The organism is Candidatus Lariskella endosymbiont of Epinotia ramella (genome assembly GCF_964019805.1).
Lineage (GTDB): Bacteria > Pseudomonadota > Alphaproteobacteria > Rickettsiales > Midichloriaceae > Lariskella.
Genome location: NZ_OZ026472.1, coordinates 1 through 26,031 on the forward strand (window position 1 = coordinate 1; position 26,031 = coordinate 26,031).

Genomic DNA, 26,031 nt, shown 5'->3' on the forward strand with positions numbered 1-26,031 from the left:
TGTTACTACAACATATATATAAAGAATCAGTTATTATGAATATATTATTAGATGTCTTGAGAAAAAAAGAGACGAATAAAATACCAATATGGTTTATGAGGCAAGCAGGAAGATACCTTCCTGAATATCTTGTTTTGAGGAAAGGCTTTAGTTCCTTTATAGAATTTTGTTTGAATAAAAACGCTGCGCTTGAAGCAACATTACAACCTTTAAGAAGATTTGACTTGGATGCTGCTATAATATTTTCGGATATACTAATCTTACCAAAGGCTATGGGCTTAAACGTTGATTTTTTGGAAGAATATGGACCGCAGATTACACCACTCATTAACGAATCAAATATAACTGCGTTAAAAACTAAGTATAAAGATTTAGAAGAAGTATTCTCTAAAATTTTTTCTGCTATAGCTTTAGTTAGAGAAGAACTGAATAAAAATTTTCCTGGAAAAGCGTTAATAGGATTTGCTGGTTCTCCATGGACTGTTGCATGTTATATGATTGATTCAAGAAAAGATAAAGACTTTACTGAAGTGAGAAAATTTGCATACAAAAATAAAAATGATTTTGCAAAGCTTATAGATTTACTAACAGAAATCACAATCTATTATTTAAAAGGTCAAATAAAAAATGGAGCTTCTGTAGTAAAGTTGTTCGACTCTTGGGCTGGAGTTCTTCCAGAAGCTGAGTTTGAAAAGTGGGTGATTTCTCCTTCAAAAAGAATAGTGCATGAGGTTAAACTTGAGTTTCCTGAAATTCCAATAATCTGTTTCCCAAAAGGATCTGGCATTTTATATAAAAGATATGCTTATGAAGTATCACCAGATTGCATAGCTATAGATCATACAATACCTTTAGATTGGGCACTAAATGAGCTGCATAATAATTTTGTATTACAAGGGAATATGGATAATGTATTGCTCCTTTGCGAAAAAAGTGATATTAAATCTGCAGCTGATTTGATACTAGAAAAAATGTCTTGCGGTGGTTTTATATTTAATCTCGGCCATGGAATTCTAAAAAATACTCCAACTGAAAATGTAGAATATCTTATTGATTTAGTGCGTAGCTATAGAAGGTAATTAGATAAATTTTAATTTTATATTTTGCTAATGAATTCGCCTGTAATTAGAACAATGCCAAGCAATGAAGAAGCGGAGCAAGCTCTAATAGGTGCACTGCTAAATGATAATGAAAAAATAGATCAAATAAATAGCTTCTTCTTGCCTAAATATTTCTTCAATGAATTGCATGCTAAAATATATAGCATGATTGAAAGGCTTTCTGAGAAAGGAATAAGTGCTAATCCACTGAGTTTAAAAAAGTTTTTGGAAGACGATGAAGTATTTAAAGTTTCTGGAATAAGTCCTTATGAATATCTTGTAAAGCTTGTCACAAACGCTCAAGTAATATTAAATGTGCGTGATCTTGCTGTTTTAATACATGAACTTGCAGTTAGACGTGAATTAATAAGAGTCGGTGAGGATGTAGTAAATACCTCTTATAAAGATGATTTAGATATCTCAATTAATGATAGAATAGAAAAAGTTGAGCATGAACTATTCAATATAGCATCTGTAGGTACTAGGGAATATGATTTTTTACATATAAATACTTCAATATCAAATTCTATACATAAGATTGAATATTTATCAAAAAATCGAAGGCTTTTTGAAGGAATACCTACAAAATTTGATAAGCTAGACGAGTTAATAGGTGGAATGCAATCCTCTGATTTATTAATAGTTGCTGCAAGGCCTTCTATGGGAAAGACAGCGTTTGCAATCAAGATAGGATTGAATGCAGCAGAATTTTTTGTCAATGAATTAAGTGAAGATGGAGAGAATGAAAAAAAGAAGTCTGTTGCTATAATTTCTCTTGAAATGTCTGCTGAGCAAATTGTAAATCGTATTTTATCTATCAAAACTGGGCTTGAAGGGAAGAGAATAAGAACAGGAAAGTTTAATAAAGATGAGTTAAAAAATTTAATCTACGAAGCTGGTAACATAAAAGAATTACCTATTTTTATAGATGATACACCAGCTCTTTCAATATCTACTATAAAAAGTAGAGTAAGGAGAATGAAGCGTCAACATAACATAGGGCTTCTTATAGTTGATTATCTTCAGCTTGTGAGACCCTCAAGCGCCTCTCAAAACAGGAGTAAGGTTGAACAGATTGGAGAGATCTCACAAGGGTTTAAGGAAATAGCAAAAGAGCTTGATATTCCAGTTATAGCTTTATCGCAATTATCAAGAGCAGTAGAGCTTAGAGTTGACAAAAAACCACAGCTTTCTGACTTAAGGGATAGCGGAAACATAGAGCAAGATGCAGACGTTGTAATGTTTTTATATAGAGAGGAGTATTATTTAGATAAAAAGACTCCAATTGATAATCAGGAGAACATGGAATGGCAGGAAAAAGTAAATGCAGTTAAACATATTGCGGAAATAATAGTTGCAAAACAGAGAAATGGACCAACAGGAAACTGTTTCTTAAGGTTTGATAATGAAACTACAAATTTTCAAAATATGTATGTTGCTGGTAGTCAGAGTATGTAAATTCAAGATAGTGAAAATGTTGAAATATTTAAAGAAATCTCTCAAACAGAAAATAAAGAGCAATATGTAGGAGTAAAAATTAAATAATAAAAATAATATTAAGTTATAACATTAGTTGTAATATTGAAAAGTTTTTAATGAGTGAAGCATTAGATAAATATAAGAATTTAGAATAAAAAATGTTATTTTTAGCTTATATCTAAAGAAGTTGTTTTGAAATTAGTATTTATTACTGTGATAAGTGTTAAGTAAGAATAGAGCCGGCTAATTTCTCAGCTTATATCTCTTTTTCCTTAATAAATTTGAGTTTGAGAAGTGAAGATTTTTAATAATCTATATTTTAATATTATATACAATATCAATCAATAAAAGCTGAAATATGACAAAAAGTAGTAATATTGTTGCAGTTACATGCTTTGCTCTGCTGTTTCTTGCGGCTGTGTGGCTTGTTTTGCCTGTGATTACACCTTTTGTGTTATCTATGGTATTTTGTTATATACTCAATCCTATAGTTGAGAAGTTGTCTTCTGTTTTAAGAATAAAAAGAAAATATTCTGGAATTCTTGTGATAGCTATATTTTTCATATTTTTGATTGTTATATGCTTTTCTGTGATTCCTATGATCTATAGACAGCTAGTTGTGGTTGGGAGTTATATACCTTCTTACAATTCAATAATGAAAAATCAATATGTATCATATGCTCTTACATATATAGGCGATACATTTCCTGAGCTAGGGAATATATTAAAATCTGGAATTAAGGAAACAATGGGACAATTTTTTACTATTTCTGGATGGTTAACAAAGGGTGTAATAAAGTCTAGCATGACTATATTCAATACTATATCTTACATTTTAATAGCACCTTTTATCACATTTTTTATATTGAAGGATTTAGAAAAGATAAAAAGTTTTTTAAATAATATCATTCCAGAAAGATATAGGAACGAAGTATGTGAAATACTATCTGATATAAACAATGCGCTTTTTTCTTATTTATGTGGGCAGTTCTATGTAGCATCTATTCTTTCTGTTTATTACACAATTGGATTTTACATTTTAGGCGTCGATACTAAAATAGCTCTTGGCATAATGAGTGGTTTTTCAGTTTTTGTACCTTACCTTGGTCCAGTTGCTAGTTTTATTACATCTGCAATTATTGTTGTATTGCAGATAGGGACTCTAAAGTCTTTTGGCATTCTAGTATTGATTTTTTCAATTGGACAATTACTTGAGGGAATGTTTCTTACACCAAAATTAATAGGTGATCAAACAGGGCTTCATCCTGTATTTATAGTTTTCTTTTTACTACTTGGCGGTAATATGTTTGGTCTTACTGGTGTTCTAATTGCTGTACCAACTGCTGCTGTACTCATGGTTATAGGAAAATACTTAATGAAAAAATATTATAAAAGTACGTTTTATAATTTGCTGTAAATAGTGAAAAGAATTATAATGCTGCTGATAAAATAATAATTTACAATACATTATATGAATAACATAGTGATTGGTGGAATTTCAGGATCAACTCTCAAGCAATATATAGAAAGAATAGAGAGGCTGGAGGAAGAGAAAAAGCAAGTTACTGATCTAATAAAAGATGTTTATGCAGAAGCTAAATCATCTGGTCTGGATACAAAAATTATGAAACAGATTATAAGAGAAAGGCAAATGGATCAGAGTAAGTTGAGTGAGCAAGAAGAACTTCTTGATATATACAAGCGTGCCATTGGTATGGAAGTATAATAAATTCAGTTTTACAAGATCATCAATATAAACATGCTTTAAAAGTCTAGAAGTTATTATGATATTCTAGTGATACTTTTCAAAATTGATTCAGTCAAAATCTCTGTTAAATATTTAATAGTCAGCCTCTCGCCTAAAATAGAGTTATATTGCATATTTCAAGTGAATAAAATTTTATTTTAAGTACTCGTTTGCCATGCATGTTTTATAGAGCTTTATTTAGTATGCGCGTCAAAAGGGGGCTCGGAACAAGCATGAAATAGCGCTTTAAATCCGTAATAAAATGTTATAATAAACGCAAAAACCTTACGGATTTTGTGAAAGTAGTGTTTGCGGCATATTTTTGCACATTTAACTAGGAAAGCCACTCATAACTCAATTTTTACATATATTGTGGGCTAATCATAAAATAATTAACAACTCATCTTATATAGTAACCAGAATTATGGATTAAGCAAAATTGCCAGAATATGGATAAGTAGGTAAAGATAAGTTTGTAACAATAATCGAAGCTTACCAATGAAAAAGATATCATAAATTTATTTTTTATCTCAAACATTTAAGGCATATGTTCTAAGTCAATGCTTTTATTCATATTTTAAAAGCTAAAAAGCCTTCTATTGTTAATCAATAATTCGGGTTAGTAAGGGAATTTGAGAATATTATAGGATTAATATGTGGTTTAAATTTTAAAGCTAAAATTAGATTCTTAGTGCAAAACTTCCAAGCCATTCGTTATACTGTAGATTTTACTTTAAATATATAATATTTATCACCTCCTTTGTTATTGCGCGTAGATAAAATGCTTGTGTAAGGGTTTTTAGTATGATTTTTAGAGTGCTGGTTAGTTTCTAAGCCAAACATTATATATATATATTTGCGAAGAAGTTAACGAGGTGATACTTTAAAAATCAGGCCAAAGGAGTCTGCGAAAGTGACTTTACCGGCAGTGCAATAATTCTCAACTTAAAATCTAGAATTAAAACTCATGTCAAGACTTGAGTATAAAATTATTGTGATTGCTCTTTTTAAATCATGATCAAATGTCAGAAATAATTTTATATTAAAGTTGAGTTGTAATTGTTATTGAATAGTGAATAAATGTTGTACTAGTGGAATATTGTAGATTTCCCTAAATAATACGTTAATTATTTTGCATTGATTGTTGTATAAGAATTTATTATAGGTTGCTATATGGTAAATTTTATATTAATGCTTTTTTATTGTCTCTATATCTAATTATGAGAATTAGATATAGAACGCTTAATAACAAAAATATTCTTTTAGCAGACAGTGACACTTTATAAGACTAATTTTCTGCTTGAAGAAGTGTTATATGGTACTGATAACAAAGTACATGCGCATGGATTTTGGTGGCATGATTTTTTAGAATACAAGTTAATTGCCGCACCTTATACTTTTACATATTTGCAAAGAAATTAACGAAGTATGGAACATTATGTCAAAAAGACCTGCACAATGCCTTTGTTAATAATGCTATATTATGCAGTAATAAATGTACGTGAAGCTATTTAGTGCTAATTGTTTTAGTCAAAGAGTAGAGTTTTAATATTCTAAACTAGTCTTTTATTACATTGGAGATTTTTGAAAGGATTCTAGTAAAATGATGAATTTGACTTACTTTAGTGTTTGATTATATCAGAATCGTTACTTGTAATTCTTTTTATTGCACCAATTTTAGCAAATGTATCTTATGTATGTGCATGCATATGCAACTAACAAGTCGAAGGCATCTAATGCTTTTGTGTTTTCATTATTTATAAGAAAGTAAGAGGATATAAATATGGCTAGCGGTCTGAATCGCGCAACTTTAATAGGGAATGTTGGAAGAGAACCCGAAATAAAGGCGTTACAAGAAGGGAAGGAAGTAGCTGTTTTTTCATTAGCCACTTCTGAGGTCTGGCGTGATAAGGCATCTGGTGAAAAAAGAGACAAGACAGAGTGGCATAGGATAGTTGTATTTGCACAGCCACTTGTTCTGCTTGTCAAGAATTATGTGCATCAGGGGTCTAAGTTATATATCGAAGGTTCTATACAAACGAGAAAATGGGCTGATCAGTCTGGGGTAGAGCGTCATGTAACTGAAATAGTGCTGCAACCATACAGCGGTACTATAGTGCTTTTAGATTCGAATAAGGGGGCGCAACAAGGGTCTTGGCAAAAAAATGATAAAGAAAAAGGTGATTTTACGCAACCTGTTAGTAATGCATCATATAATCCAGACTTAGAGGATGAAATTCCATTCTAGAAAGCTATAAGGCAACAGCTGTGTTGAAGTAACCTTTTTGTCTAATGTTTACGGATATTGAGCTGAGTATTTTCTAAGTAATGTAAAGATATCATTGTATAGTTTTATGTAGTGATATGTTATGCGGACAAATTATATATCCGAAATTAATTTTAGTACATTTCACTTTCCGCAAAAATTTATTTGTGCAGCAAATAGATTTTTGACGGATAGACTGTGTATAAGGTTCTGCTAGATGTGTAGGTTATTACATATGTTATATATCGATATATATGTAAGATGTGCAAGCCTGCTATAGTAACATCTTGCATAAAATGTTTGTTAATTGTTATAATTGGCTTTGCAAAAAATAGACTTCTTAGGAAGTTTATTCCGGTAAAGCAAGTGCAAGGAGCATACGAAAGCACAAGGAGGAGGCGCGGAGTATACAGAGAAGCGCATGACATCCTGAAAAAGAGGCTTAAGGATGCGATAAAGTAATTTGCTGCTGGAAAAACGTGTTTGAAGAAGAAGTCTAATGAGTTCAAAATGTAAATTGGGTCAATGTGCAAGATTGGCGTAATACCAACTCTCACAAATGACAGCATACGGTTGCCGCGTGTTTTTAGAAGTCCATGAATGCTATTTGAACTAGTTGCGAATTAAGCATGTTATATGCCAGATGTAAGATTAACAAGTTACTCGAGATTAGAAGTGTCATTAAAATTCAATATAAAAGCTAACTCTTCAAAAACTGCTGCAAGATTAGGGACTCTAAGCACGGCGCATGGTGATATTAAGACACCTGCATTTATGCCAGTTGGAACAGCAGCCACCGTTAAGGCTATGACACCTCACTCAGTTTCAGATCTTGGAGCTGATATTATACTATCAAATACATATCATCTAATGCTAAGACCTGGGGCAGAACGAATAGCTTCGCTCGGTGGATTGCACAAGTTTATGCAATGGAACAAACCAATTCTAACAGATTCAGGTGGTTTCCAGGTGATGTCTCTTGGTGCTTTGCGAAAAGTCACGGAAGAAGGTGTAATATTTAACTCTCATATCGATGGCAGGAGGTATGTTTTATCACCTGAGCGTTCTATAGAAATTCAGCATCTTCTTGGAAGTAATATTACTATGATATTTGACGAATGTGTGGCATACTCTACAAGCTATAGTGAAGTTAAGAAATCAATGGAATTATCATTGAGGTGGGCTAAGAGATCTAAAAATGCTTATAAAAAGAGAGAGGGATACGGAATATTTGGTATAATTCAGGGTGGAACTTATAATGACCTACGCATTGAATCTGCAAAGGCTTTGATAGACCTAGATTTTGATGGTCTTGCAATAGGTGGTTTAGCGGTTGGTGAGCCGCAAGATGTGATGTTTGATTCAATTGCAGCGGTTTCTGAAGTGTTGCCACAAGAAAAGCCTAGATATCTGATGGGAGTAGGAAAGCCTTCTGATATCATAGGTGCTGTTGAAAGAGGAGTAGATATGTTTGATTGTGTTATTCCTACACGTTCAGGGCGTAACGGGCAAGCTTTTGTTTGGGATGGAGTGATAAATATAAAAAATGCAAAATATTCAGATGATCAAGAACCGCTTGACTCAAGTTGTAAGTGCTATACATGCTTAAATTTTAGTAGAGCATATCTAAATCATCTTGTGAAGTCTAAAGAAATATTAGGTTCCATGTTGATGACATGGCATAATATTTTTTATTATCAAGAGTTAATGAATATAATTCGGCTTGCTATTCAAAAAGATTTGTTTGATACTGGCCTCGGTAATAATATTGCTAAATTACGTGATGTTGTGATTTCTTAAGGGGTATGCTAGTAAAAATACGCAATTTAATGCTCTAAAGATGCAAGTTTAGATATGATACAATAGCAAGATGATTTCTAGTTTGAGAATTGTAATAGGAACTGACTAAGGTATAAATAATGGGAGTGTATGATTCATTTTGGCATTCTAGAAGGACTAGTGTTAAAGAGATAGCTTCTGTATCTGATTGTAAAATAGTTGGAAGTTCAAATTCCATTGTAGAAGGTGTTGCAACACTAAAGAATGCTGCAAAATCAGACATATCATTTTTTAATAATCCTAAGTATTTAGAGGATTTTAAAAATACGAGTGCTGGAGCTTGCATAATAAAAGAGAGTGACATGGAGTTTGCGCCAAAAGGTCTAACATGTCTTGTTACAAAAAATCCTTATGTAGCTTGGGCAAAAGCTTTGGATTTTATTTATTTAGATAAAGAAGAGAAAAGGTCTATCTCTTCGGATGCATATATTGATGGCACTGCTAAGATTGGTAAAAATTGTTTGATAGAACCTGGAGTTTTTATAGGTTCTAGGACTATTATAGGAGATAATTGTATAATAAGAGGCAATAGTTATATAGGAGAAGCTGTTGTTATAGGTAGTAATGTAGTTATAAATCCTAATGTGACTATATTATTCGCAGAAATAGGTGAAAGATGTATATTGCATAGTGGTGTGAGAATTGGGCATGAAGGATTTGGTTTTGCAAATGATGGTGTTGAAATAATAAAAGTGAAACAGTTGGGCAGAGTTATAATAGGGAAAAATGTTGAAATTGGTGCAAATAGTTGCATAGATAGAGGAGCAATAGAAGATACTGTGATTGGAGATAATACTAAGCTTAGTAATATGGTACAGATAGCGCACAATGTTTCGGTAGGTTCCAGTTGTTTTTTTGCCGGACAGGTTGGTATAGCTGGTAGCACAACAATAGGAAACTTTGTCATGCTGGGAGGACAAGTAGGAATTGCAGGACATCTCAATATTGCAGATAATGTTTCTGTTGCTGCTCAGTCTGGAGTAATGACTGATATTCCTAAAAATCAAAAATTTGGTGGGTGCCCTGCTGTTCCTATGATGCAATGGCATAGACAGACTATTACATTAAAAAAGCTAACTTCTAAGTAGTATAAAGAGTTTTAAATCTTATGGATAAAAATTTTTCAACGCTTCAAGTTACAAAAATAATGGAGCTAATACCACATCGGTATCCGTTTTTATTGATAGATCGTCTTCTTGAAGTAAAGGCGGGCGAGGGTGCTATTGCACTTAAGAATGTAACTATAAATGAGAATTTTTTTGTTGGACATTTTCCTAGTCATCCTGTGATGCCTGGTGTTCTAATAATAGAAGCAATGGCACAGGCTGCTGCTGCTTTCATTACACTGGATCAGGGTCTACATTCTTCAGATAAGGTTATATATTTTATGTCTATAGAAAATGCTAAGTTTCGCAAGCCAGTAATTCCTGGAGATGCGCTATATCTACATGTCAGCAAAATTCAGGGTAGACAGAATGTGTGTAAGATGCGTGGAGAGGCTCGTGTAGATGAAGTTGTAGTAGCAGAGGCAGTTTTCTCTGCAATGCTAGTGGATAGAGAAAATAAGTTGTAGTATTATGAATAATATACATCCAACAGCTATAATAAGCGGATCGGCAAAGATCAGCGATGGAGTTCAAGTGGGGCCATACTGTATAGTAGGGCCAAATGTAGAGCTATCAAGCAATGTTACCCTTCATTCGCATGTTTGTGTAGATGGGCATACTTACATTGGTTCTGAAACTCAAGTATTTCCATTTGCTTCTATAGGTTATCCACCTCAAGATCTAAAGTTCAATGGGGAAGATTCACAACTTATAATAGGGAAAAATAATATAATCAGGGAATATGTCACTATGCACCCTGGCACAAGTTCAGGAGGTATGAAGACTGTAATTGGGAATAACTGTTTATTTATGGTTGGAGCGCATGTTGCACATGATTGTGTTGTTGGAGATAATGTAATTTTAGCTAATAATGCTACTCTTGGTGGACATGTTGTAGTTGGAGACTTTGCAATTTTGGGAGGGCTTGCAGCAGTTCACCAATTTGTTAGAATCGGTAGACACTCTATAATCGGTGGTTTGAGCGCGGTTGTTAAGGATGTAATTCCTTATGCTAGTGTTGCTGGAGATAGAGCAAAACTACTAGGAATTAACATTACTGGTATGAAGAGAAGAAATTTCTCTAGAAAACAGATTCGAGCTGCTTTAGATGCATTTGAGATGATTTTTGTGCAGGAAACTGGAGGAACGCTTGAAGAAAGAGCTGCGACGGCTGCAGCAAAATATCAGGATTGCATTAATGTAAAAGAGATATTCGAATTTATTACTACAAATAGTACAAGAACAATTTGTTTAACAACACAACATAAAGATACAGCGGACGAATAATTCAGATGACACAGATAAAACTCCCTTACAAAGAGCAACCTGTAGAAATAGATAAGCTTGGTATTATAGCGGGCAGTGGCTTATTGCCTAGGCATGTTTATGATGCATGTATAGAACAAGGAATAGAAGTACATGTAATCGGTCTTGAAAATCAGACGTCCAGGGATTTATTTCAAGGAGTGGAGATTGAATTTTTTCCAGTTCATTCTGTTAAAAAAATAATTAATAAGATGAATGCTATTGGGATTAAATATGTAGTATGTGCTGGAGTAGTTAAGAGGACAAGTCTCTCAAAGCTGCTTTTAGATTTTAAGGCAGCAAAGCTTCTGGCGATGATTATGAAAGCTGGACTCAATGACAACGCTATACTTGGTGCAGTTTTGGAATTTCTGGAGAGGGAAGGGTTTGTAATAATTCCACCAGAGAAGATAGCGACTCAAATTGTAGCGAAAAGCGGGAGCATGGGATCTGTTAAGCCAACTCCTAGCGCGATGCAAGATATTCGGAAAGGTGCTAAGATTTTAAAAGGAATTGCAGCTTTTGATATAGGACAAGCGCTTGTTATGCAAAATGGCTTAGTGCTTGGTGTTGAGGCAGTGGAGGGAACTGATCAGCTAATTGAACGTTGTGGGAAGGTTCAGCAAAAAGGTGAATCATGTATCTTGCTGAAGGTTACGAAACCTCAGCAGGATAAGAGAATTGATCTGCCGTGTATAGGACCTGATACAATTACACGTCTTCATCAGTATCATTTTCATGGTGTTGCTGTGGAAGCTGGAGTTTCGTTAATTCTTGATAAAAAAGAGACAATTAGAAGAGCTGATGAACTTGGTGTTTTTGTTTTCGGTCTTGATGCAGACTGAAAACTTTATATCAAGAGATTTATTCTGACTTTTTACTTTACGTAGCTATTATAGATCGCATATAATCCACGTTATGCACTTTTTAGAGAGAGCTTTTTCATTTATTTGAAGATGCTTTGGAGTTTTGTTGTATACAGAAGGTAAATACAGAGTTGGTATTTTAATTTGCATACACACGAAGTTAGACTTCAAAAAGAGCTAGAAAGAGTGTTGGAGTCATGTGTTCAATACATAATGAGCGCTCTTGAAAAGGCATCAATTTTGAAAAGTGTGACGAGTATATTTATTTAGTCTAGCAGTATGAGTTGATCTCTGAGAAGCTTTCTTGTAAATGTTTATTTTACTTAAGGTAAAAACTGAGTTATAGATTTTAAAATGCATAAGTATCGTACACACAATTGTGGTGAGTTAAGAATTTCTCATATTGGTCAAACAGTTAAACTCTCAGGCTGGGTTCATAGAAAAAGAGATCACGGTGGTTTATTATTTCTTGATGTTCGTGATCATTATGGAATCACACAAATAGTGGCCTCTAAAGATTTTGGATTAAGCGAAAGTGCGTATAATACAATATCTGAGCTAAGTTATGAAACAGTGATCACTTTAGTAGGTGAGGTTTTAAAGCGCTCTGATGATACTGTGAATAAATCCATTCCAACTGGAGAAATTGAAGTTGCAATTCGAGAATTGATTGTAGAATCTGTTGCTGATGTCTTGCCAATGCAAGTTAATTCAGATCAGCAGTTCCCAGAGGAAACTAGATTAAAATATAGATTTCTTGATTTGAGACGAGAAAAATTGCACTCCAATATAATGTTAAGAAATAGCGTAATACAAAGTATACGCAAAAGGATGCAGGAAGCAGGATTTTTTGAGTTTCAAACTCCTATTTTGACTGCAAGTTCTCCTGAGGGAGCTAGAGATTTTTTGGTTCCAAGTAGGTTACATCCAGGAAAATTTTATGCATTGCCTCAAGCACCGCAGCAATTCAAGCAGTTGCTTATGATCTCTGGGTTTGATAGGTATTTTCAAATCGCTCCATGTTTTAGGGATGAGGATGCAAGAGCTGATAGAGCGCCAGGTGAATTTTATCAACTTGATATAGAGATGTCATTCGTTACTCAAGAGGACGTATTTTCTACAATAGAACCTGTAATATCTGGTCTGTTCAAAGAATTCTCAAATAAAAAAGTAGATTCTATTTTTCCTAGAATGAAGCATAGTGATGCTATTTTGAAATATGGCACTGATAAGCCTGACTTAAGGAATCCAATTATTATATGCGATGTAACTGAAGTATTTGCAGAGTCAAGTTTTACCATATTTAGAGAGGGGATATCTAAGGGTAATTGTGTTAGGGCTATACCTGCACCCAATACTGCTGCTGCGTCCAGAAGTTTTTTTGATAAAATGATTGCATTCGCTCAAACTGAGCTTGGTGCAGCTGGACTCGCTTATATAGTATTTGAAAATGATGATACTGCAAAAGGTCCTATAGCTAAATTTTTGTCAAAAGAGCAACTGAAACTGCTAAAGGAAAAAGCTGGTCTAAAAACCGGAGATTCTGTGTTTTTTGTGTGTGATAACATAGTGAGTGCGCCAAAACTTGCAGGAAAGGTTCGTTCTAAGTTAGCTGATGAATTAGATATCTTAGAAAAAGATGCGTTTAGATTTTGTTGGATAGTGGATTTTCCATTTTTTGAATGGAATGAAGATGAGAAGAGAATAGATTTTTCACATAATCCTTTCTCAATGCCACAAGGTGGAATGCAAGCTCTGATTAATGCAGATACTAATGAAAAAAAACTTTCTATCACAGCTTATCAGTATGACATCGTATGTAATGGGGTGGAGCTATCTAGTGGAGCCATAAGAAACCATCATCCAGATTTGATGTATCTAGCTTTTCAAATTGCAGGATATAGCAGAGAGATCGTAGATGAGAGGTTTGGTGGAATGATCAGAGCTTTTAAGTATGGAGCTCCTCCTCATGGAGGAGTTGCGCCTGGTATAGATAGAATTGTCATGTTGCTGGCAGATGAGCCAAATATACGAGAAGTGATAGCATTTCCTCTAAATCAGAATGCAGAAGATCTTTTGATGAATGCTCCGTCATTTGCTTCTTCAAAGCAGTTGAAAGAGCTTGGTATAACTCACAGCTTGATAGCAAAAAAGTAGAATATTTACAAAGTCAAAAACCTTATGGATTTTGTAGCATTTGATTTTTGTCTGTTTAAATTTAGGTGATTAGCCATATATTCCATCCGCCAAAAATTTATTTGCTATGCAAATAAATTTTTGATGGGCAGACTATACACTCTACTAGCCAAAAGCTTTTTAAGTCTGTTTATTGCTACCGATGGCGTTTACAAATTTTACGAAGTCTTCAACATCATGAAAATCTTTATAAACAGACGCATATCTTACATGCGCTACTTTATCTAGCATAGCAAGTTCATCCATAGCAAGTTCTCCGATCTTAGTACTACTTACTTCAAGTTCTCCAAGCTTCTCTAGATTTTTTACTATATTAGTCGCTATATTCTCCAGATCTTCTGGTTCTATTGGCCTTTTTCTTGTTGCGATTGTGAGAGATTTTAACAGTTTAGCGCGGTCAAACGATTTTTTTACTCCGTTTTTCTTTAACACTAGCATCTCATGCGCTTCCATACGTTCAAACGTTAGAAATCTTCCACCGCAATTCGAACAAAAACGCTTTCTTCTTATAGCGCTTGAGTCATTTATAGGTCTAGAATCACGAACAAACGTATCAAGAAAGCCACAAAAGGGACATTTCATTATTTAGCAATCATCCTGTATATTCGTTGTACACGTGTTGCCCAGCATCCTGCTCTTGTTTTAGTATTAATTTTGTCTTGTTTATAACATCGCCACTACAAAGATCTATTAACAAGATCTCTTGTGTACCACGATGTGTTTTGGTAAGGACCAGAGCTCTATTGCCGGAGTATATAACATTCGCAACATCCATAGCAATGTCTAAATTTATTTCATTATACTTGCACTTTTCTGAAGAGATATCACTTTGGAATAATACATCACTATACTGCACCCTTAATTCAAACCATTTGTTTTAAATGCTCCGATTTTTTAGCAAAAAATTAGCTTAAATATATAGAAGCTGGTGTTCTATATTTTAAAGCTTGATGTAACCTTTTGTTGTTATACCAAGGTACAAATTCTTCTATCCTTTTTTCCAAGCTGCCTATATCATCAGGTCTATAATAATAGATCACTTCTTGCTTTAAAGTTCTCCAAAGTCTTTCTACATATATATTATCAAAACACCTGCCAACATGATCCATACTGATGCTTACATTTTTTAGTTGTAATTTTTGTATAAATTCACTACTGGTATATTGCGAACCTTGATCAGTATTAAATATCTCTGGAACTCTTGTTGCCAATGCCCTTTCTAATAATGCTATGCAAAATCCTGCTTCCAGAGAATATGATAAATCATAGCCTATAATATATCTACTGTGTAAATCAATAATAGCCGTGAAATACATGAACTTGCCATTAATTTTTATATATGTAATATCACTTGCCCATACTTGATTTATCCTATTGATTTCAATTCCTGATAGTAAATAAGGATAAATTTTATGTTCAGGATTCTTTATAGTAGTATTTCTATAGCTCTTAGGATATAAGCCTTCTATCTCCATTTCTTGCATTATTCTCAGTACCTTTTTAGCATTGATGATCTTACCTTGGTTATGCAAATCAGCTGTTATCTTGCGATACCCGTATCTACAATCTGATAATAAATAAATTTCCCTAATGAGATTTGCAATCTCACTTTCATCACTTATCACTGGCTTGTAATACAACTTAGTTCTAGGAATATTCAGCAACTCAGCTTGTCTTCTTATAGAAATATCAGCACAAATTTCTAACATATTTTTTCTCTCTTCATAATTTATTTCTGCAATTTTTTTTTGAGAAAATTATTTTCAATGCTTATCTCGCCAATAATTTTATGCAATTTTTCTATTTCTTGCTCAGAGAGTTTTTGCTTTTTTGTATACTCACTTTCTGGAATAAAAAGCTGATACAAATCCCTGATAGCCTTATCTTTCCAGTCATATAAATTAGTTGCAGGAATTTTGTATTCACTACATATTTCAGCTTTCCCCTTTTGACTTTGTATGGCATCTAGAGCCACTTTTGCCTTAAATTCAGCCGTATAATTTTTCTTTTTACTCATACTACTAACTTAATCCTATTTTTGATTCATTTTACTATCAAAAAATCGGTTGTTTTATTTTTTCTGGTTCGTTTCTTGGGGCCATTATACACTGCCAGCCAGCGTATTGAACAGGCCATGAAATAAATTCTTATTGTTATGATAAGTGGCGTAAGCTAAAATCATAACACAGGATAACATTATAAAATATGTAAGCTGCCAAAATAACTTTGATAACATAGGCTCTTGTTTTGCTTTATAAAATATTGAATTTCTAGACATACGCCCCGTGCTACAAGAAGAATTACCAAATAAAATATGTATATCAGGAGACTCTCTACCGATCAGGTTAGATAGAGCTATAGCTTCAAATTTTACAGCTTATTCGCGAGCAACTATCCAAAAACTCATACAAAATGGTAACGTAAGAGTGTCTGGAAAAATAGTAACAGACTGCTCATATCAAGTCAAACATCCAGCTTTAGTAGAGTTTACTAAAATTCAAGATCAAAAGAAAAAACAACTACCAAACAGCTGCGCTCCACTTTTAGTTGCTTTTGAAGATGACGACATCATCATATTAGATAAACCACATGGCATCGCTGTGCACCCTACATCTAATAATTCAAATAAAATTACTCTTGTAGATTTGCTTAAACTGCACTGCGGTAAAAATCTATCTGATATATCAGGGCCTCTAAGGCCTGGAATAGTACATAGATTAGATGCCAACACCTCGGGCCTTATGGTAGTTGCAAAAAATAATGCTGCGCATAAAATACTTTCAGATGCCTTTGCCAGCAAGCAAGTTGAGAGATTATATATTGCACTAGTGTTTGGAGTCCCATCGCTGCAAAGTGGTATAATCTCAGCAAATATAAAAAGAAGTACAAGAGATAGGACTAAAATGACTATAACAAATAGCGGAGGCAGAAGAGCTGTTACACACTATACAGTAATGGAAACTTTCAGAGATAAAGTCAGTATGCTGGAGTGCAGACTTGATACAGGAAGAACTCATCAAATCAGAATACACATGAGCTTCAAAAACCACCCTATCATTGGAGATAAGATTTACATATCATCTAAGAATTTTAACCTAAGTACGCTAAGCAAAGAAACAACAGAAGCTATCGCCTCTATGTCCAGACAAGCATTACATTCCTACAAAATCTCATTGCAACATCCTATAACTAACACTAATTTAATGTTTGAGAGCGCTCTACCTCAGGATATACAACATATATTAGACTTGCTACGTTTAGATATCACTTCGTAAATATAGCATAAAATTCAAAAGTTTTTACACGTTAAAGTATCGCGCAAAAGCCCAAGTAATAGGGCTAAATGTTAATCTGATGATTATTTGTATAACGAAATCAAACAAAGTTTTTTTTAAATTCCACTAGCATGTGATAGAATCCATATGATGCACATGCCATCTTTACTGGGAGTTTTGTCATGTAGTCATTAGTAGCACTCGTATTTTATGACGATTTCTTCTGGGCAATTTAAACTATTTTTTTGCTAGTCCATTTTCTAGTTAAAAGATTAATACATTATTTAGTTTATCTAGCCTAACTTATGATTAATCTTGGAGCTTAGCAAAAATGTTTAGAAGAAAAAAGTTTTCTGCTCGCAGCACATCCATGTTTCTTATGAATGCAAAGCGCATGACTATAGAAACACGTTTCAGCTTTTCTACGGTAGTAGCAACTTGGTTCTATATAGGAAAATTTCCGATTATGCCAGGTACAATTGCCTCGATATGTACGTACCCAATATATTACTTCATGATTATAAGCTCAACATCATATAGTGAGATTTCACTCTCATTCTTTATAGTAACAGCTATACTCTGGCTCTTAGGACTTTATTCGGTAAGTGTCTTTCAGAAAGAAACTCATTCTTTCGATCACCAAATGATTGTAATAGATGAAATAGTCGGACAGCTTTTAACGTTTGCAATCTCATACGAATTCCTTGATAATATTAGTAGGTTTCTCTATTTCGAATTTGAAGCTGTGAGTATGCGTACTATGACTCTATCTTTTATTATAGGAGTTTGTGCTTTTAGATTCTTTGATATAGCAAAGCCGTTTTTTATAAAAAATATAGATAAAAACTACAAAGGTGCTTTTGGCGTCATGTTAGATGATATTGTTGCTGGAATATTTGCAGGTGGCTCTATCTATATTTGTCATATTGTGTTGGATAAGTTGCGTTATTTATAAGTATGCTAAGGTTGCTTGTAAGTATTCTACTATTGTATTTTGTTTTACGAATTTAAAAATATTGACCCACACTTAGACATTAATGTTCTATGCAGGCAATCTTGCGCTGCAATTACTAAAATGCTATAAGTCGCGTGGGAATAGCAAGTTTTTATTGAATCTTAAACAAATATTGGAGTCGTATTTAGTATGACAGACGATTTTATTCACTCTATTGAGAGTCTAGCAGAGGCATCCGACAAACTGCTCAAGTCATTTATACGCCGTCTGTATTCTGATACGCCGCAAGAAGATTTAAAGAGTCTGGGAGCTGAGTTATTATACGATGTTGCAAAAAAATCCTTTGAATTATTCAAAACACGAAAAGAACATACAAGAAAAGTAGAGATTACACGCTTAGATGAAGCAAGCGAATGGTGTGTGCTGCAAGTAGTTGGTTGCGAAATACCATTTTTAATCGAGTCTATTAGCAATGAATTAAAGCTTCAAGAGACAGAGGTGAAGCTTATACTTTATCCTGTTATATGTGTAAGTCGCGACGCTGATGGGAATCTGACAGAAATACTCGATAAAGGGACGCATAATGAACTAATCATACATTTCTATATACCAAATTGGCTTGGATATGAATACTATGCTGACCTGCTAACCAGAATAAACGCAATAATCAAGTGTGTTGAGCTAGCTGTGAGCGACTGGGAACATATGAAAGAAAAGGTTAGTAGTAATATAAAATACGTACAAGAGACTGATTTTAAAGCTAATATAGAAAAGAACGAATATATTGAATTTTTGAAATGGACATTAGACAAAAACTTCATATTTTTAGGTGCTTTCATTTCACAATGCACTGAGAAAGATGCGGAATTTTCTATAGTAAAGGGCAGTGAGCTTGGTATATGCAAAGATGCAATGTATAAGAACGTGCCTATAGCATTTGAAGAACACGAAGATCAAGTGGTTCTGGTTGCAAAGTCTGAAAGCAGATCTGTCGTACACAGAACTGATTATATGAATTGTATATGCATTAAAAAATTTGATGCAAATGGTGTTAATACTGAAAAAACTGTATTTTTTGGATTTTTCACTTCGGCAACATATTACCAAAGTGTTCGCTCTATCCCATTTATTAGGATGAAGGTCAATAACATATTAGCAAAGTATGGACATGATGAAGCAAATTATAACTCGAAGGAACTAGTTACGGCACTGGAAGCATTTCCAAGAAGCGACTTATTCCAGATTCATGAAGACACACTCTATGAAATGGTGATTGGTATAGTTTCGCTTAGCCTCGCGCCGAGAGTAAAAGCATTTGCAAGATCAGATGGTTCTAAAAAGTTTGTTAGTTTCATCTTATTCATACCAAAAAAACTCTCAAGCGCTAATAGCGTCAGCGCTATAGAACGAATTATAGAGCAACAACTTCATGGCCATATAGCAAGGCGCAATATTCAGCTCAGCGAAGGACAACTAACAAGATTGCAGTTCTTAGTAAAGCTTAATTCAGAAGCAGGCCTTCAATACAATCTACAGAAAATAGAAGAACTTGTTACATGCTCTATAAGCGCATGGCAAGACGAATTATTTAAAGCATTGTGTGCTAAATACTCTAGAAATGAAGCAACAATCCAATATCAAAGATATAAAGATGCTTTTGACGCAAAATATCAGGCAAGTTTTGTAGCGCAGCAGGCTGTGCATGATATTAAGATGATGGAGCTTTCCATTGCTAGTCAAGACGTTAAATTCAGCTTTTACATCTCAGCAAAAAGTGGAAAAGAGCTGGCTCAGCTAAAGATCTTTTCACCAAGTGAGCTTCTGCCTCTATCATCCACACTTCCTATAGTGGAGAACATGGGCTTCCTTGCTGTAGATATGCTTAGCTTCAAAACACAAGCTAAAGTTCTACTAGAAGAGCAAGAAATATATGTGGATTACTTCAGACTCGAACCTAAGAACAAAAATTTTAAAGAGATATATAAAAATATTAAGTCAGAGATAGAAGACGCATTCGAAAGAATTTGGAGAGGAGAACTTGAGAATGACGAATTTAATTCTCTAATTACATATGCAAAGATAAATTGGCGACAAGTTTCAATGCTGCGAGCATATGCAAAATATTTTAAGCAGATAAGATTGATATATAGTACAGGTGCTATTGCGACAACACTGGCAAACAATGCAACGATTACTGGAAAGATAGTACAACTATTTAATTACAAGTTCGACCCTGCAGTAAAAGATTTTTCAGATGAAGAACTAAAAGCAATTCAAGATTCAATTGTAGAATTACTTGTTTCTGTGCCAAGCATCACAGATGATAAAATACTGCGTCTATATTTAAACGTGATACTTGCAACGAAGCGAACAAATTATTTTCAGCTAAATGAAGAAAATGAGCGTAGTAGTTATATTTCATTTAAAATAGCATCGGAAGAAATGGATGAGATTCCACTTCCAAAACCATTCCGCGAAGTGTGGGTTTATTCTCCGGCTTTTGAAGGGATTCACTTAAGAGGTGGTAAAGTAGCAAGAGGTGGAATTCGCTGGTCAGATAGAATGGAAGATTTCAGAACAGAGATTCTAGGCTTAATGAAAGCACAAATGACAAAAAATTCTGTCATAGTACCTGTAGGTTCTAAAGGAGGGTTTGTTGTTAAATCTGTAACACCTGCAGTCGGACGTGATATCTTTTTTGAGGAAGGAATTAGATGCTATAAGAAGTTCTTATGTGGCGTCTTGGATGTTACAGATAATATAGTAGATGACGAGATTGTATCACCTTCTGGTGTGGTTAGTTATGAAGGAGATGATCCGTATTTAGTAGTCGCAGCAGACAAAGGAACTGCTACATTTTCTGATTATGCAAACACTATCGCTGCTAAATACAATTTTTGGCTTGGTGACGCATTTGCATCAGGCGGTTCAGCAGGTTATGATCATAAGAAAATGGCAATTACAGCAAGAGGTGCCTGGATATCAGTTGAACGCCACTTTACAGAACTTGGCATAGATATAAAACAACAAACATTCTCTGTTCTTGGTATTGGTGATATGTCAGGAGATGTATTTGGCAATGGAATGCTTCTCTCTGATAAAATCAAGCTGGTGATAGCTTTTAATCACGCACATATATTTTTAGATCCAAATCCAGATCCAGAAATAAGCTTTAAAGAACGCAGCCGATTGTTTGAGATGCCAAGATCTCAGTGGTCTGATTATGATAAGTCACTTATTTCAAGTGGTGGTGGTATATTTTCAAGAAGTGAGAAGAGCATAGCAATATCTGATGAAGTACGAGCAGTATTAGATATTACAGATGAAGCATTATCTCCTGATGAGCTTATTAATGCTGCTTTAAAAGCGCCTGTAGACTTGATATGGAATGGCGGGATAGGTACATATGTTAAAGCTACTTCAGAAACACATGAGATGATAGGAGATAAGAGCAATGATACCTTAAGAGTGAATGGAGCAGAACTTAGGTGTCGCGTGTTTGCAGAAGGTGGCAACTTAGGATGCACTCAACTCGGCAGAATAGAATATGCAAGAAAAGGTGGAAAGATTAACACTGATTTTATAGATAACTCTGCGGGCGTTGATTGTTCAGATCATGAGGTGAATATCAAAATTGGTTTCTCCAAATTATTGCAGAATGGAACATTATCTTTAGATGAAAGAAATGAACTACTCATTGAAATGACAGATGATGTTGCAAGTTTAGTACTGAGAGATAACTATAAACAAACACAGTTAATTTCTCTTGAAGAATTTTCTGGAAGCAAAGCTATGGAAATGCAGGCTTGGCTCATGCGCTACTTGGAATCACAAAATGAACTAGATAGAAGTCTGGAAAAATTACCAAGTAATGAAGATCTTGTGTCCCTACAAAATAAACACGGAAAGCTTTCAAGACCAGAGATTGCTGTACTCATGGCATATGCGAAAACATCAGCTCTTAAACAGATAGCGGGTGTTAATTTCTCATCAGACAGCCATCTAATGCAGAGTTTGATTCAATATTTTCCTAAATTAATACAAGAACGCTATAGGGATGTATTTTTAGAACATAAACTCAGAAATGAGCTCATACATACAGTTCTTGTAAATGACTTTGTTAACATGCTTGGGTGTTGTTTTTTCCATCAGCTATTGAGCGATGGAGGGCATGCTGCTGAAAATATAATAAAGGCTTTCGTGGTAGTGCGTGATAGCATGGATGTTCAAGGCGTTTGGCAAAAGATAGAGGAAATGAGTAACAAGATTCCATTTGAGAGTCAAGCAAGCTCATTCATATCTATACAAAAATTAATAGCAAGCGGAATAACATGGGTGTTGAAACATCACAACGTAATAGATGATGTTGGAAAGCTAGTAGAATCATACAGAGAAACAGCTATAAAAGTTAAAGAACTTACTGCAAAAGGTGAAATATCATTACAATGCAAGCTTAATGTTGTTGATAAAACAAACCCCCTCTATCAGGAAGTTGTCGACAATATAGAAGAACTAAACGCCGCTAGTAATATTTTTGATATATTACATATTGCAGAATATGCAAAATCTAGCATTGAAAAAGCCGCACTTGCCTATTTTATAGTGAGTTCAAAACTCAGTATATTTAGTATTGTGGAAAGAGTTGGGCATGCATCACCAAAACATTATCTTGATACAGTCGCACTCAGAGAATCGGTAGATGAGATTTCTGATATTAAAGTAGCATTGATAGCAAAATATATAAATGCTAGCAAAAATGGCACTGAAGCCAGTGAAGATGCGAACTTAACCTGCTGCGGCATATTTAATTGTGCAAAGCTAAGACGTTATGAGGAACTGCTGTCTGATATTGGAAATATCGCCGATGAATCTTTGATTTCAACATTAGTTGTAATAAAGAAACATTTGAATGATCTTGCCTCTGATAGCAATGGAGGCAATTAAGCAATTTTGCTATTGTACTGTTAACGTGCAATATAAATTGGGAGAATAGGAAATGTTTGATGTGTCGTTTTCTGAAATTGCAATTATAGGCGTAGTGCTAATAGCACTGTTTGGACCTAAAGAAGCAGTAGAAATATTAATGGATATAAAACGATACTTCAACTCTGCAAAAAGCTCCTTAGCTCAATATATGGAATACATCGAATCTGAATGTTCCTTGGGAAAGAACAACGAACCATATAATAGCGATAAAATCATGGGCTATATAGTAGATCTTGACGGTAACCTGCAACCAACCTATGATCTCAGCTGCTTAACGCCGGAGATAAAATCTTCTGACTCTAATACAAAAAAGCCGAATGGCATTTGGAAAAAAACAACTCAATCTAAAATACGTAGGCGTAGCAATAAAAAACTTCTACACTTTAATGATATATTATAAAATATACACTTCCTATTCATTTGATAACAGAGCCTTAATTTTTCTGTGTAGCGCAGCCCTATCCATACCTATAAAACTTGCAGTCTTGGCTATATTTCCATTAAATTTCTGAAGCTGTGCTTGTATATATTCTCTCTCAAATATATCTCGCGCTTCTCTTAGGGATTTTGTGAGAAAAATGTTTGCTGATGCATTAATACCTCTATACCGCCCACTCACGGAAGAAACTATTTCATATGGCAACATATCATGAGATATTATATCTTTCCTCCCATTTATTGCGAGCATTATGAGCCACTCAATAGCGTTATGCAACTCTCTAGAGTTACCAGGCCAGTTATAAGCTAGCATGATAGAATATGCCTCATCAGAAATAGCAAGCTCTCTAATAGAAAATTGTTTGCAAAGGCTACTCAAAAAATGCTCTGCCATTAATTGTATATCTTCTCTATGTTCTCGCAGAGGCGGGATTTCTATGCTTACTATGTTTAATTTGTAGTATAAGCGATCGTCTAGCTTGCAATTTTTTATAGATTGCATTGGATCAAATGCTGATGCAGCTATTACTCTTATATTAGACTTAATTTCTTTGTTCATTCCTGGATTAATGAAACATTCATTCTGTAGCATCTGCAAAAATTGTTTTTGCAATTGCAAAGGAATATTTGTAATTTCATCTATATAAAGAGTTCCGCCTTGTGCTTGTTCAACTAGTGCTGCATTACTATTTGAGAGTCCGCCAAATAATTCCAATGAAAGTTCTGTATGAGATTTTCCAGCGGTATGCCATACTGTTAAAGGTCTTGCACTTCTTTGGGACGTAGAATGTATAATTTTTGCTATAGTATTTTTACCAGTTCCAGGTTCTCCCACTATAAACGTATGACTATTTGTCCTTGCAAAAGTCTTAATGGTGCCCCTAATTTTTTGAATTTCCTTAGAATTGCCAACAAGCTCTTGAGGAAAAAGCTGACGCTTTAGCACAGAATTTTCTCTTATTAACAATCCCGCTTCTATAGCACGTTTCACTAAAATCGTTAGCTTTTCTGATTTAAAAGGCTTTTCTATAAAGTCATATGCTCCAAGCTTTATCGCTTGCACAGCAGTTTCTATATTTCCGTGCCCACTTATCATCACAACAGGCACAGAAGGAAAGTCCTTCTTAATGATCTGCAACAACCCCATTCCATCCATTTGACTGCCTTCAAGCCATATATCAAGGATTACTAGAGCTGGAATTGTATTTGCAAGATGCACAAGAGCGCCAGATACATTTGAAGCCTGCAAGGCGTTGTATCCCTCATCTTCTAAGATCTCAGCTAATAACCCTCTAATATCAGACTCATCATCAACAATTAACACTTGATTCATATTTTATGCGCACACTATTCATAGTTATTGCTTATCAATTCATTTTTATATTGCCTTACAGTTAGGTTATATTACAAGCTAATATAGTAAATTGCCTGATAATTGGCTATAATTAAATTATTTATCAAAATTGGCCTTATAAATAGGAAACTACATGTATTTCAATATGAGAGTCTCAATACTTCTATAAAAAGCTTATGATTTAAGATGCTGCTTCTTTTGCTATGCAAAGTAGCATGCTACGCTCAACCAATCTGAAATATTTTATCAAACAATCTATCAGTCAAAAATCGATTTGCTGGGTAAATAGATTTGTGTGGCAAGTTAAATGTACAGAAATTAGCTTGCAGCTTGCAAATTTAAATGATTTGATCCCTAGGGTATAAATTATTAGCTTTAACACTGTCGTTTCTAGCAAGATCAAATTGTTGTAATTCTACAAAAATAGAAGCCCGCAATTCATATATATATGCAGCGTATTTGTGGTATCTTTGATGAGCGGTCTCAATAGATTTGGCGGCCTTCTCTATGTTTTTTATAGAAGCTGCGGTATCCGCCCTATAAATATCGCAAATAGCAAGAGATGTGTATAATCTATGAGAATCATAAGTTATATCATCCAGTAAAATCTTTGCATCATCTATTCTATCAGATATTATTAGTTTAATCGATAAGTCTAACTGCTTTACCTGTTTTACCCGCTTAAAACTGCCTAATGCAAATTTTAGAAAAGCTGTTTCATACAGGTAGTTTTTATTATATTTGAATAAGCTAGATATTTCTCTATTATCATTTTTTACAACATCATTCATTTTATCTTGAAATAGAGCCATTTCTACATATCTGATCTTGTCATCAAACTTTCCTGCCTTATGCAATATATAAGCATATAGTGTATATATCCAAGATTGTTCGAAATGAAAATAACAGTGAAATTTCTCTATCATTCTTATAACAGTATTTATATGCTCAAGTTTATCGTATAAACTGCTTTTGGCATTTGATAAACCTTGATAAAATTGCTCTAAGAAATGCGCGATAGTTATTTCATGTTTAGAAATTATTGCTTGAGAGATATTCAGTATCCTGTATATTTCATAAATTTGGCTATTATTTCTCATTTTCAAAAACAGTATTTAT

The 26,031-nt window shown here is 34.1% G+C and carries 21 protein-coding genes; 16 read left to right on the plus strand and 5 right to left on the minus strand.

Features of this window, described 5'->3' with window-relative positions:
- The first annotated feature begins 35 nt into the window (after positions 1-35).
- From hemE to aspS, 12 genes are all read left to right on the plus strand, one after another.
- Positions 36-1,079: a uroporphyrinogen decarboxylase gene (gene hemE / locus AACL20_RS06830; protein WP_410519943.1), complete on the plus strand. Its 1,044-nt coding sequence runs from the start codon at positions 36-38 to the stop codon at positions 1,077-1,079.
- Positions 1,080-1,109: 30 nt separating this feature from the next.
- The gene (locus AACL20_RS00010; protein WP_339052703.1) at positions 1,110-2,558 is read left to right on the plus strand and encodes a replicative DNA helicase; all 1,449 of its coding nucleotides are present in this window, start codon (positions 1,110-1,112) and stop codon (positions 2,556-2,558) included.
- A 379-nt stretch (positions 2,559-2,937) separates the two neighbouring features.
- Positions 2,938-3,996: an AI-2E family transporter gene (locus tag AACL20_RS00015; RefSeq protein ID WP_339041325.1), complete on the plus strand. Its 1,059-nt coding sequence runs from the start codon at positions 2,938-2,940 to the stop codon at positions 3,994-3,996.
- Between the two features lie 54 nt (positions 3,997-4,050).
- On the plus strand, positions 4,051-4,305 hold the full coding sequence (locus AACL20_RS00020) for a DUF2312 domain-containing protein (protein WP_339041327.1): 255 nt from the start codon (positions 4,051-4,053) through the stop codon (positions 4,303-4,305).
- A gap of 1,293 nt (positions 4,306-5,598) precedes the next feature.
- Positions 5,599-5,748: a hypothetical protein gene (locus AACL20_RS00025; protein ID WP_339052146.1), complete on the plus strand. Its 150-nt coding sequence runs from the start codon at positions 5,599-5,601 to the stop codon at positions 5,746-5,748.
- A gap of 361 nt (positions 5,749-6,109) precedes the next feature.
- Positions 6,110-6,574 carry a single-stranded DNA-binding protein gene (ssb, locus tag AACL20_RS00030; protein ID WP_339040979.1) on the plus strand — a complete coding sequence of 155 codons (465 nt, stop codon included), beginning with the start codon at positions 6,110-6,112 and terminating at the stop codon, positions 6,572-6,574.
- A gap of 654 nt (positions 6,575-7,228) precedes the next feature.
- A complete protein-coding gene (gene tgt, locus AACL20_RS00035) occupies positions 7,229-8,392 on the plus strand; it encodes a tRNA guanosine(34) transglycosylase Tgt (protein WP_339052147.1) in 1,164 nt (387 codons plus the stop codon).
- Positions 8,393-8,511: 119 nt separating this feature from the next.
- Positions 8,512-9,519, plus strand: coding sequence for a UDP-3-O-(3-hydroxymyristoyl)glucosamine N-acyltransferase (gene lpxD / locus AACL20_RS00040; protein WP_339052148.1), 1,008 nt, complete (start codon positions 8,512-8,514; stop codon positions 9,517-9,519).
- A 20-nt stretch (positions 9,520-9,539) separates the two neighbouring features.
- Positions 9,540-10,004, plus strand: coding sequence for a 3-hydroxyacyl-ACP dehydratase FabZ (gene fabZ, locus AACL20_RS00045; protein ID WP_339040971.1), 465 nt, complete (start codon positions 9,540-9,542; stop codon positions 10,002-10,004).
- A gap of 4 nt (positions 10,005-10,008) precedes the next feature.
- Complete coding sequence (gene lpxA / locus AACL20_RS00050) at positions 10,009-10,824, plus strand: acyl-ACP--UDP-N-acetylglucosamine O-acyltransferase (RefSeq protein ID WP_339052149.1); 816 nt, start codon at positions 10,009-10,011, stop codon at positions 10,822-10,824.
- A 5-nt stretch (positions 10,825-10,829) separates the two neighbouring features.
- Positions 10,830-11,687 carry an LpxI family protein gene (locus AACL20_RS00055; protein WP_339052150.1) on the plus strand — a complete coding sequence of 286 codons (858 nt, stop codon included), beginning with the start codon at positions 10,830-10,832 and terminating at the stop codon, positions 11,685-11,687.
- 375 nt (positions 11,688-12,062) lie between these two features.
- The gene (gene aspS, locus AACL20_RS00060) at positions 12,063-13,865 is read left to right on the plus strand and encodes an aspartate--tRNA ligase (RefSeq protein ID WP_339052151.1); all 1,803 of its coding nucleotides are present in this window, start codon (positions 12,063-12,065) and stop codon (positions 13,863-13,865) included.
- Between the two features lie 159 nt (positions 13,866-14,024).
- Here the strand turns inward: aspS and nrdR are convergent, their stop codons facing one another.
- The 3 genes from nrdR to AACL20_RS00075 form a co-directional block, all read right to left on the minus strand.
- Complete coding sequence (gene nrdR / locus AACL20_RS00065) at positions 14,025-14,486, minus strand: transcriptional regulator NrdR (RefSeq protein WP_339052152.1); 462 nt, start codon at positions 14,484-14,486, stop codon at positions 14,025-14,027.
- 10 nt (positions 14,487-14,496) lie between these two features.
- Positions 14,497-14,760, minus strand: coding sequence for a hypothetical protein (locus AACL20_RS00070; RefSeq protein WP_339052153.1), 264 nt, complete (start codon positions 14,758-14,760; stop codon positions 14,497-14,499).
- Positions 14,761-14,809: 49 nt separating this feature from the next.
- Positions 14,810-15,921, minus strand: a protein-coding gene (locus AACL20_RS00075; RefSeq protein WP_339051915.1) for an IS3 family transposase whose coding sequence is annotated in 2 segments (ribosomal slippage) — positions 14,810-15,642 and positions 15,642-15,921 — 1,113 coding nt in all. Because the reading frame shifts where the segments join, the coding sequence is not laid out codon by codon here.
- A 268-nt stretch (positions 15,922-16,189) separates the two neighbouring features.
- Here AACL20_RS00075 and AACL20_RS00080 point away from each other — a divergent pair.
- The 4 genes from AACL20_RS00080 (at position 16,190) to AACL20_RS00095 (ending at position 23,520) form a co-directional block, all read left to right on the plus strand.
- Complete coding sequence (locus AACL20_RS00080; RefSeq protein ID WP_339052154.1) at positions 16,190-17,179, plus strand: RluA family pseudouridine synthase; 990 nt, start codon at positions 16,190-16,192, stop codon at positions 17,177-17,179.
- A gap of 331 nt (positions 17,180-17,510) precedes the next feature.
- Positions 17,511-18,134: a phosphatidylglycerophosphatase A gene (locus AACL20_RS00085; RefSeq protein WP_339052155.1), complete on the plus strand. Its 624-nt coding sequence runs from the start codon at positions 17,511-17,513 to the stop codon at positions 18,132-18,134.
- Positions 18,135-18,323: 189 nt separating this feature from the next.
- Positions 18,324-23,078, plus strand: a complete 4,755-nt coding sequence (locus AACL20_RS00090) for an NAD-glutamate dehydrogenase (RefSeq protein WP_339052156.1) — start codon at positions 18,324-18,326, stop codon at positions 23,076-23,078.
- Between the two features lie 61 nt (positions 23,079-23,139).
- Positions 23,140-23,520 (plus strand): hypothetical protein, encoded by a 381-nt coding sequence (locus AACL20_RS00095; protein WP_339052157.1) that lies wholly within the window; start codon positions 23,140-23,142, stop codon positions 23,518-23,520.
- A gap of 12 nt (positions 23,521-23,532) precedes the next feature.
- Here the strand turns inward: AACL20_RS00095 and AACL20_RS00100 are convergent, their stop codons facing one another.
- Together AACL20_RS00100 and AACL20_RS00105 are read right to left on the minus strand one after the other, a co-directional pair.
- Entirely contained in the window at positions 23,533-24,891 is a 1,359-nt protein-coding gene (locus AACL20_RS00100; protein WP_339052158.1) for a sigma-54 dependent transcriptional regulator, read from the minus strand.
- A 359-nt stretch (positions 24,892-25,250) separates the two neighbouring features.
- Entirely contained in the window at positions 25,251-26,012 is a 762-nt protein-coding gene (locus AACL20_RS00105) for a hypothetical protein (RefSeq protein WP_339052159.1), read from the minus strand.
- Positions 26,013-26,031: the final 19 nt, after the last annotated feature.

What these genes read in the sequence shown, in the direction of transcription:
- AACL20_RS00085 (WP_339052155.1), top strand. Translation starts at nt 17,511, where the DNA reads ATGTTTAGAAGAAAAAAGTTTTCTGCTCGCAGCACATCCATGTTTCTT.
- AACL20_RS00100 (WP_339052158.1), bottom strand. Translation starts at nt 24,891, where the DNA reads ATGAATCAAGTGTTAATTGTTGATGATGAGTCTGATATTAGAGGGTTA.
- lpxA (WP_339052149.1), top strand. Translation starts at nt 10,009, where the DNA reads ATGAATAATATACATCCAACAGCTATAATAAGCGGATCGGCAAAGATC.
- AACL20_RS00015 (WP_339041325.1), top strand. Translation starts at nt 2,938, where the DNA reads ATGACAAAAAGTAGTAATATTGTTGCAGTTACATGCTTTGCTCTGCTG.
- nrdR (WP_339052152.1), bottom strand. Translation starts at nt 14,486, where the DNA reads ATGAAATGTCCCTTTTGTGGCTTTCTTGATACGTTTGTTCGTGATTCT.
- AACL20_RS00105 (WP_339052159.1), bottom strand. Translation starts at nt 26,012, where the DNA reads ATGAGAAATAATAGCCAAATTTATGAAATATACAGGATACTGAATATC.
- AACL20_RS00020 (WP_339041327.1), top strand. Translation starts at nt 4,051, where the DNA reads ATGAATAACATAGTGATTGGTGGAATTTCAGGATCAACTCTCAAGCAA.
- lpxD (WP_339052148.1), top strand. Translation starts at nt 8,512, where the DNA reads ATGGGAGTGTATGATTCATTTTGGCATTCTAGAAGGACTAGTGTTAAA.
- AACL20_RS00055 (WP_339052150.1), top strand. Translation starts at nt 10,830, where the DNA reads ATGACACAGATAAAACTCCCTTACAAAGAGCAACCTGTAGAAATAGAT.
- AACL20_RS00010 (WP_339052703.1), top strand. Translation starts at nt 1,110, where the DNA reads ATGAATTCGCCTGTAATTAGAACAATGCCAAGCAATGAAGAAGCGGAG.
- ssb (WP_339040979.1), top strand. Translation starts at nt 6,110, where the DNA reads ATGGCTAGCGGTCTGAATCGCGCAACTTTAATAGGGAATGTTGGAAGA.
- aspS (WP_339052151.1), top strand. Translation starts at nt 12,063, where the DNA reads ATGCATAAGTATCGTACACACAATTGTGGTGAGTTAAGAATTTCTCAT.
- AACL20_RS00090 (WP_339052156.1), top strand. Translation starts at nt 18,324, where the DNA reads ATGACAGACGATTTTATTCACTCTATTGAGAGTCTAGCAGAGGCATCC.
- tgt (WP_339052147.1), top strand. Translation starts at nt 7,229, where the DNA reads ATGCCAGATGTAAGATTAACAAGTTACTCGAGATTAGAAGTGTCATTA.
- hemE (WP_410519943.1), top strand. Translation starts at nt 36, where the DNA reads ATGAATATATTATTAGATGTCTTGAGAAAAAAAGAGACGAATAAAATA.
- fabZ (WP_339040971.1), top strand. Translation starts at nt 9,540, where the DNA reads ATGGATAAAAATTTTTCAACGCTTCAAGTTACAAAAATAATGGAGCTA.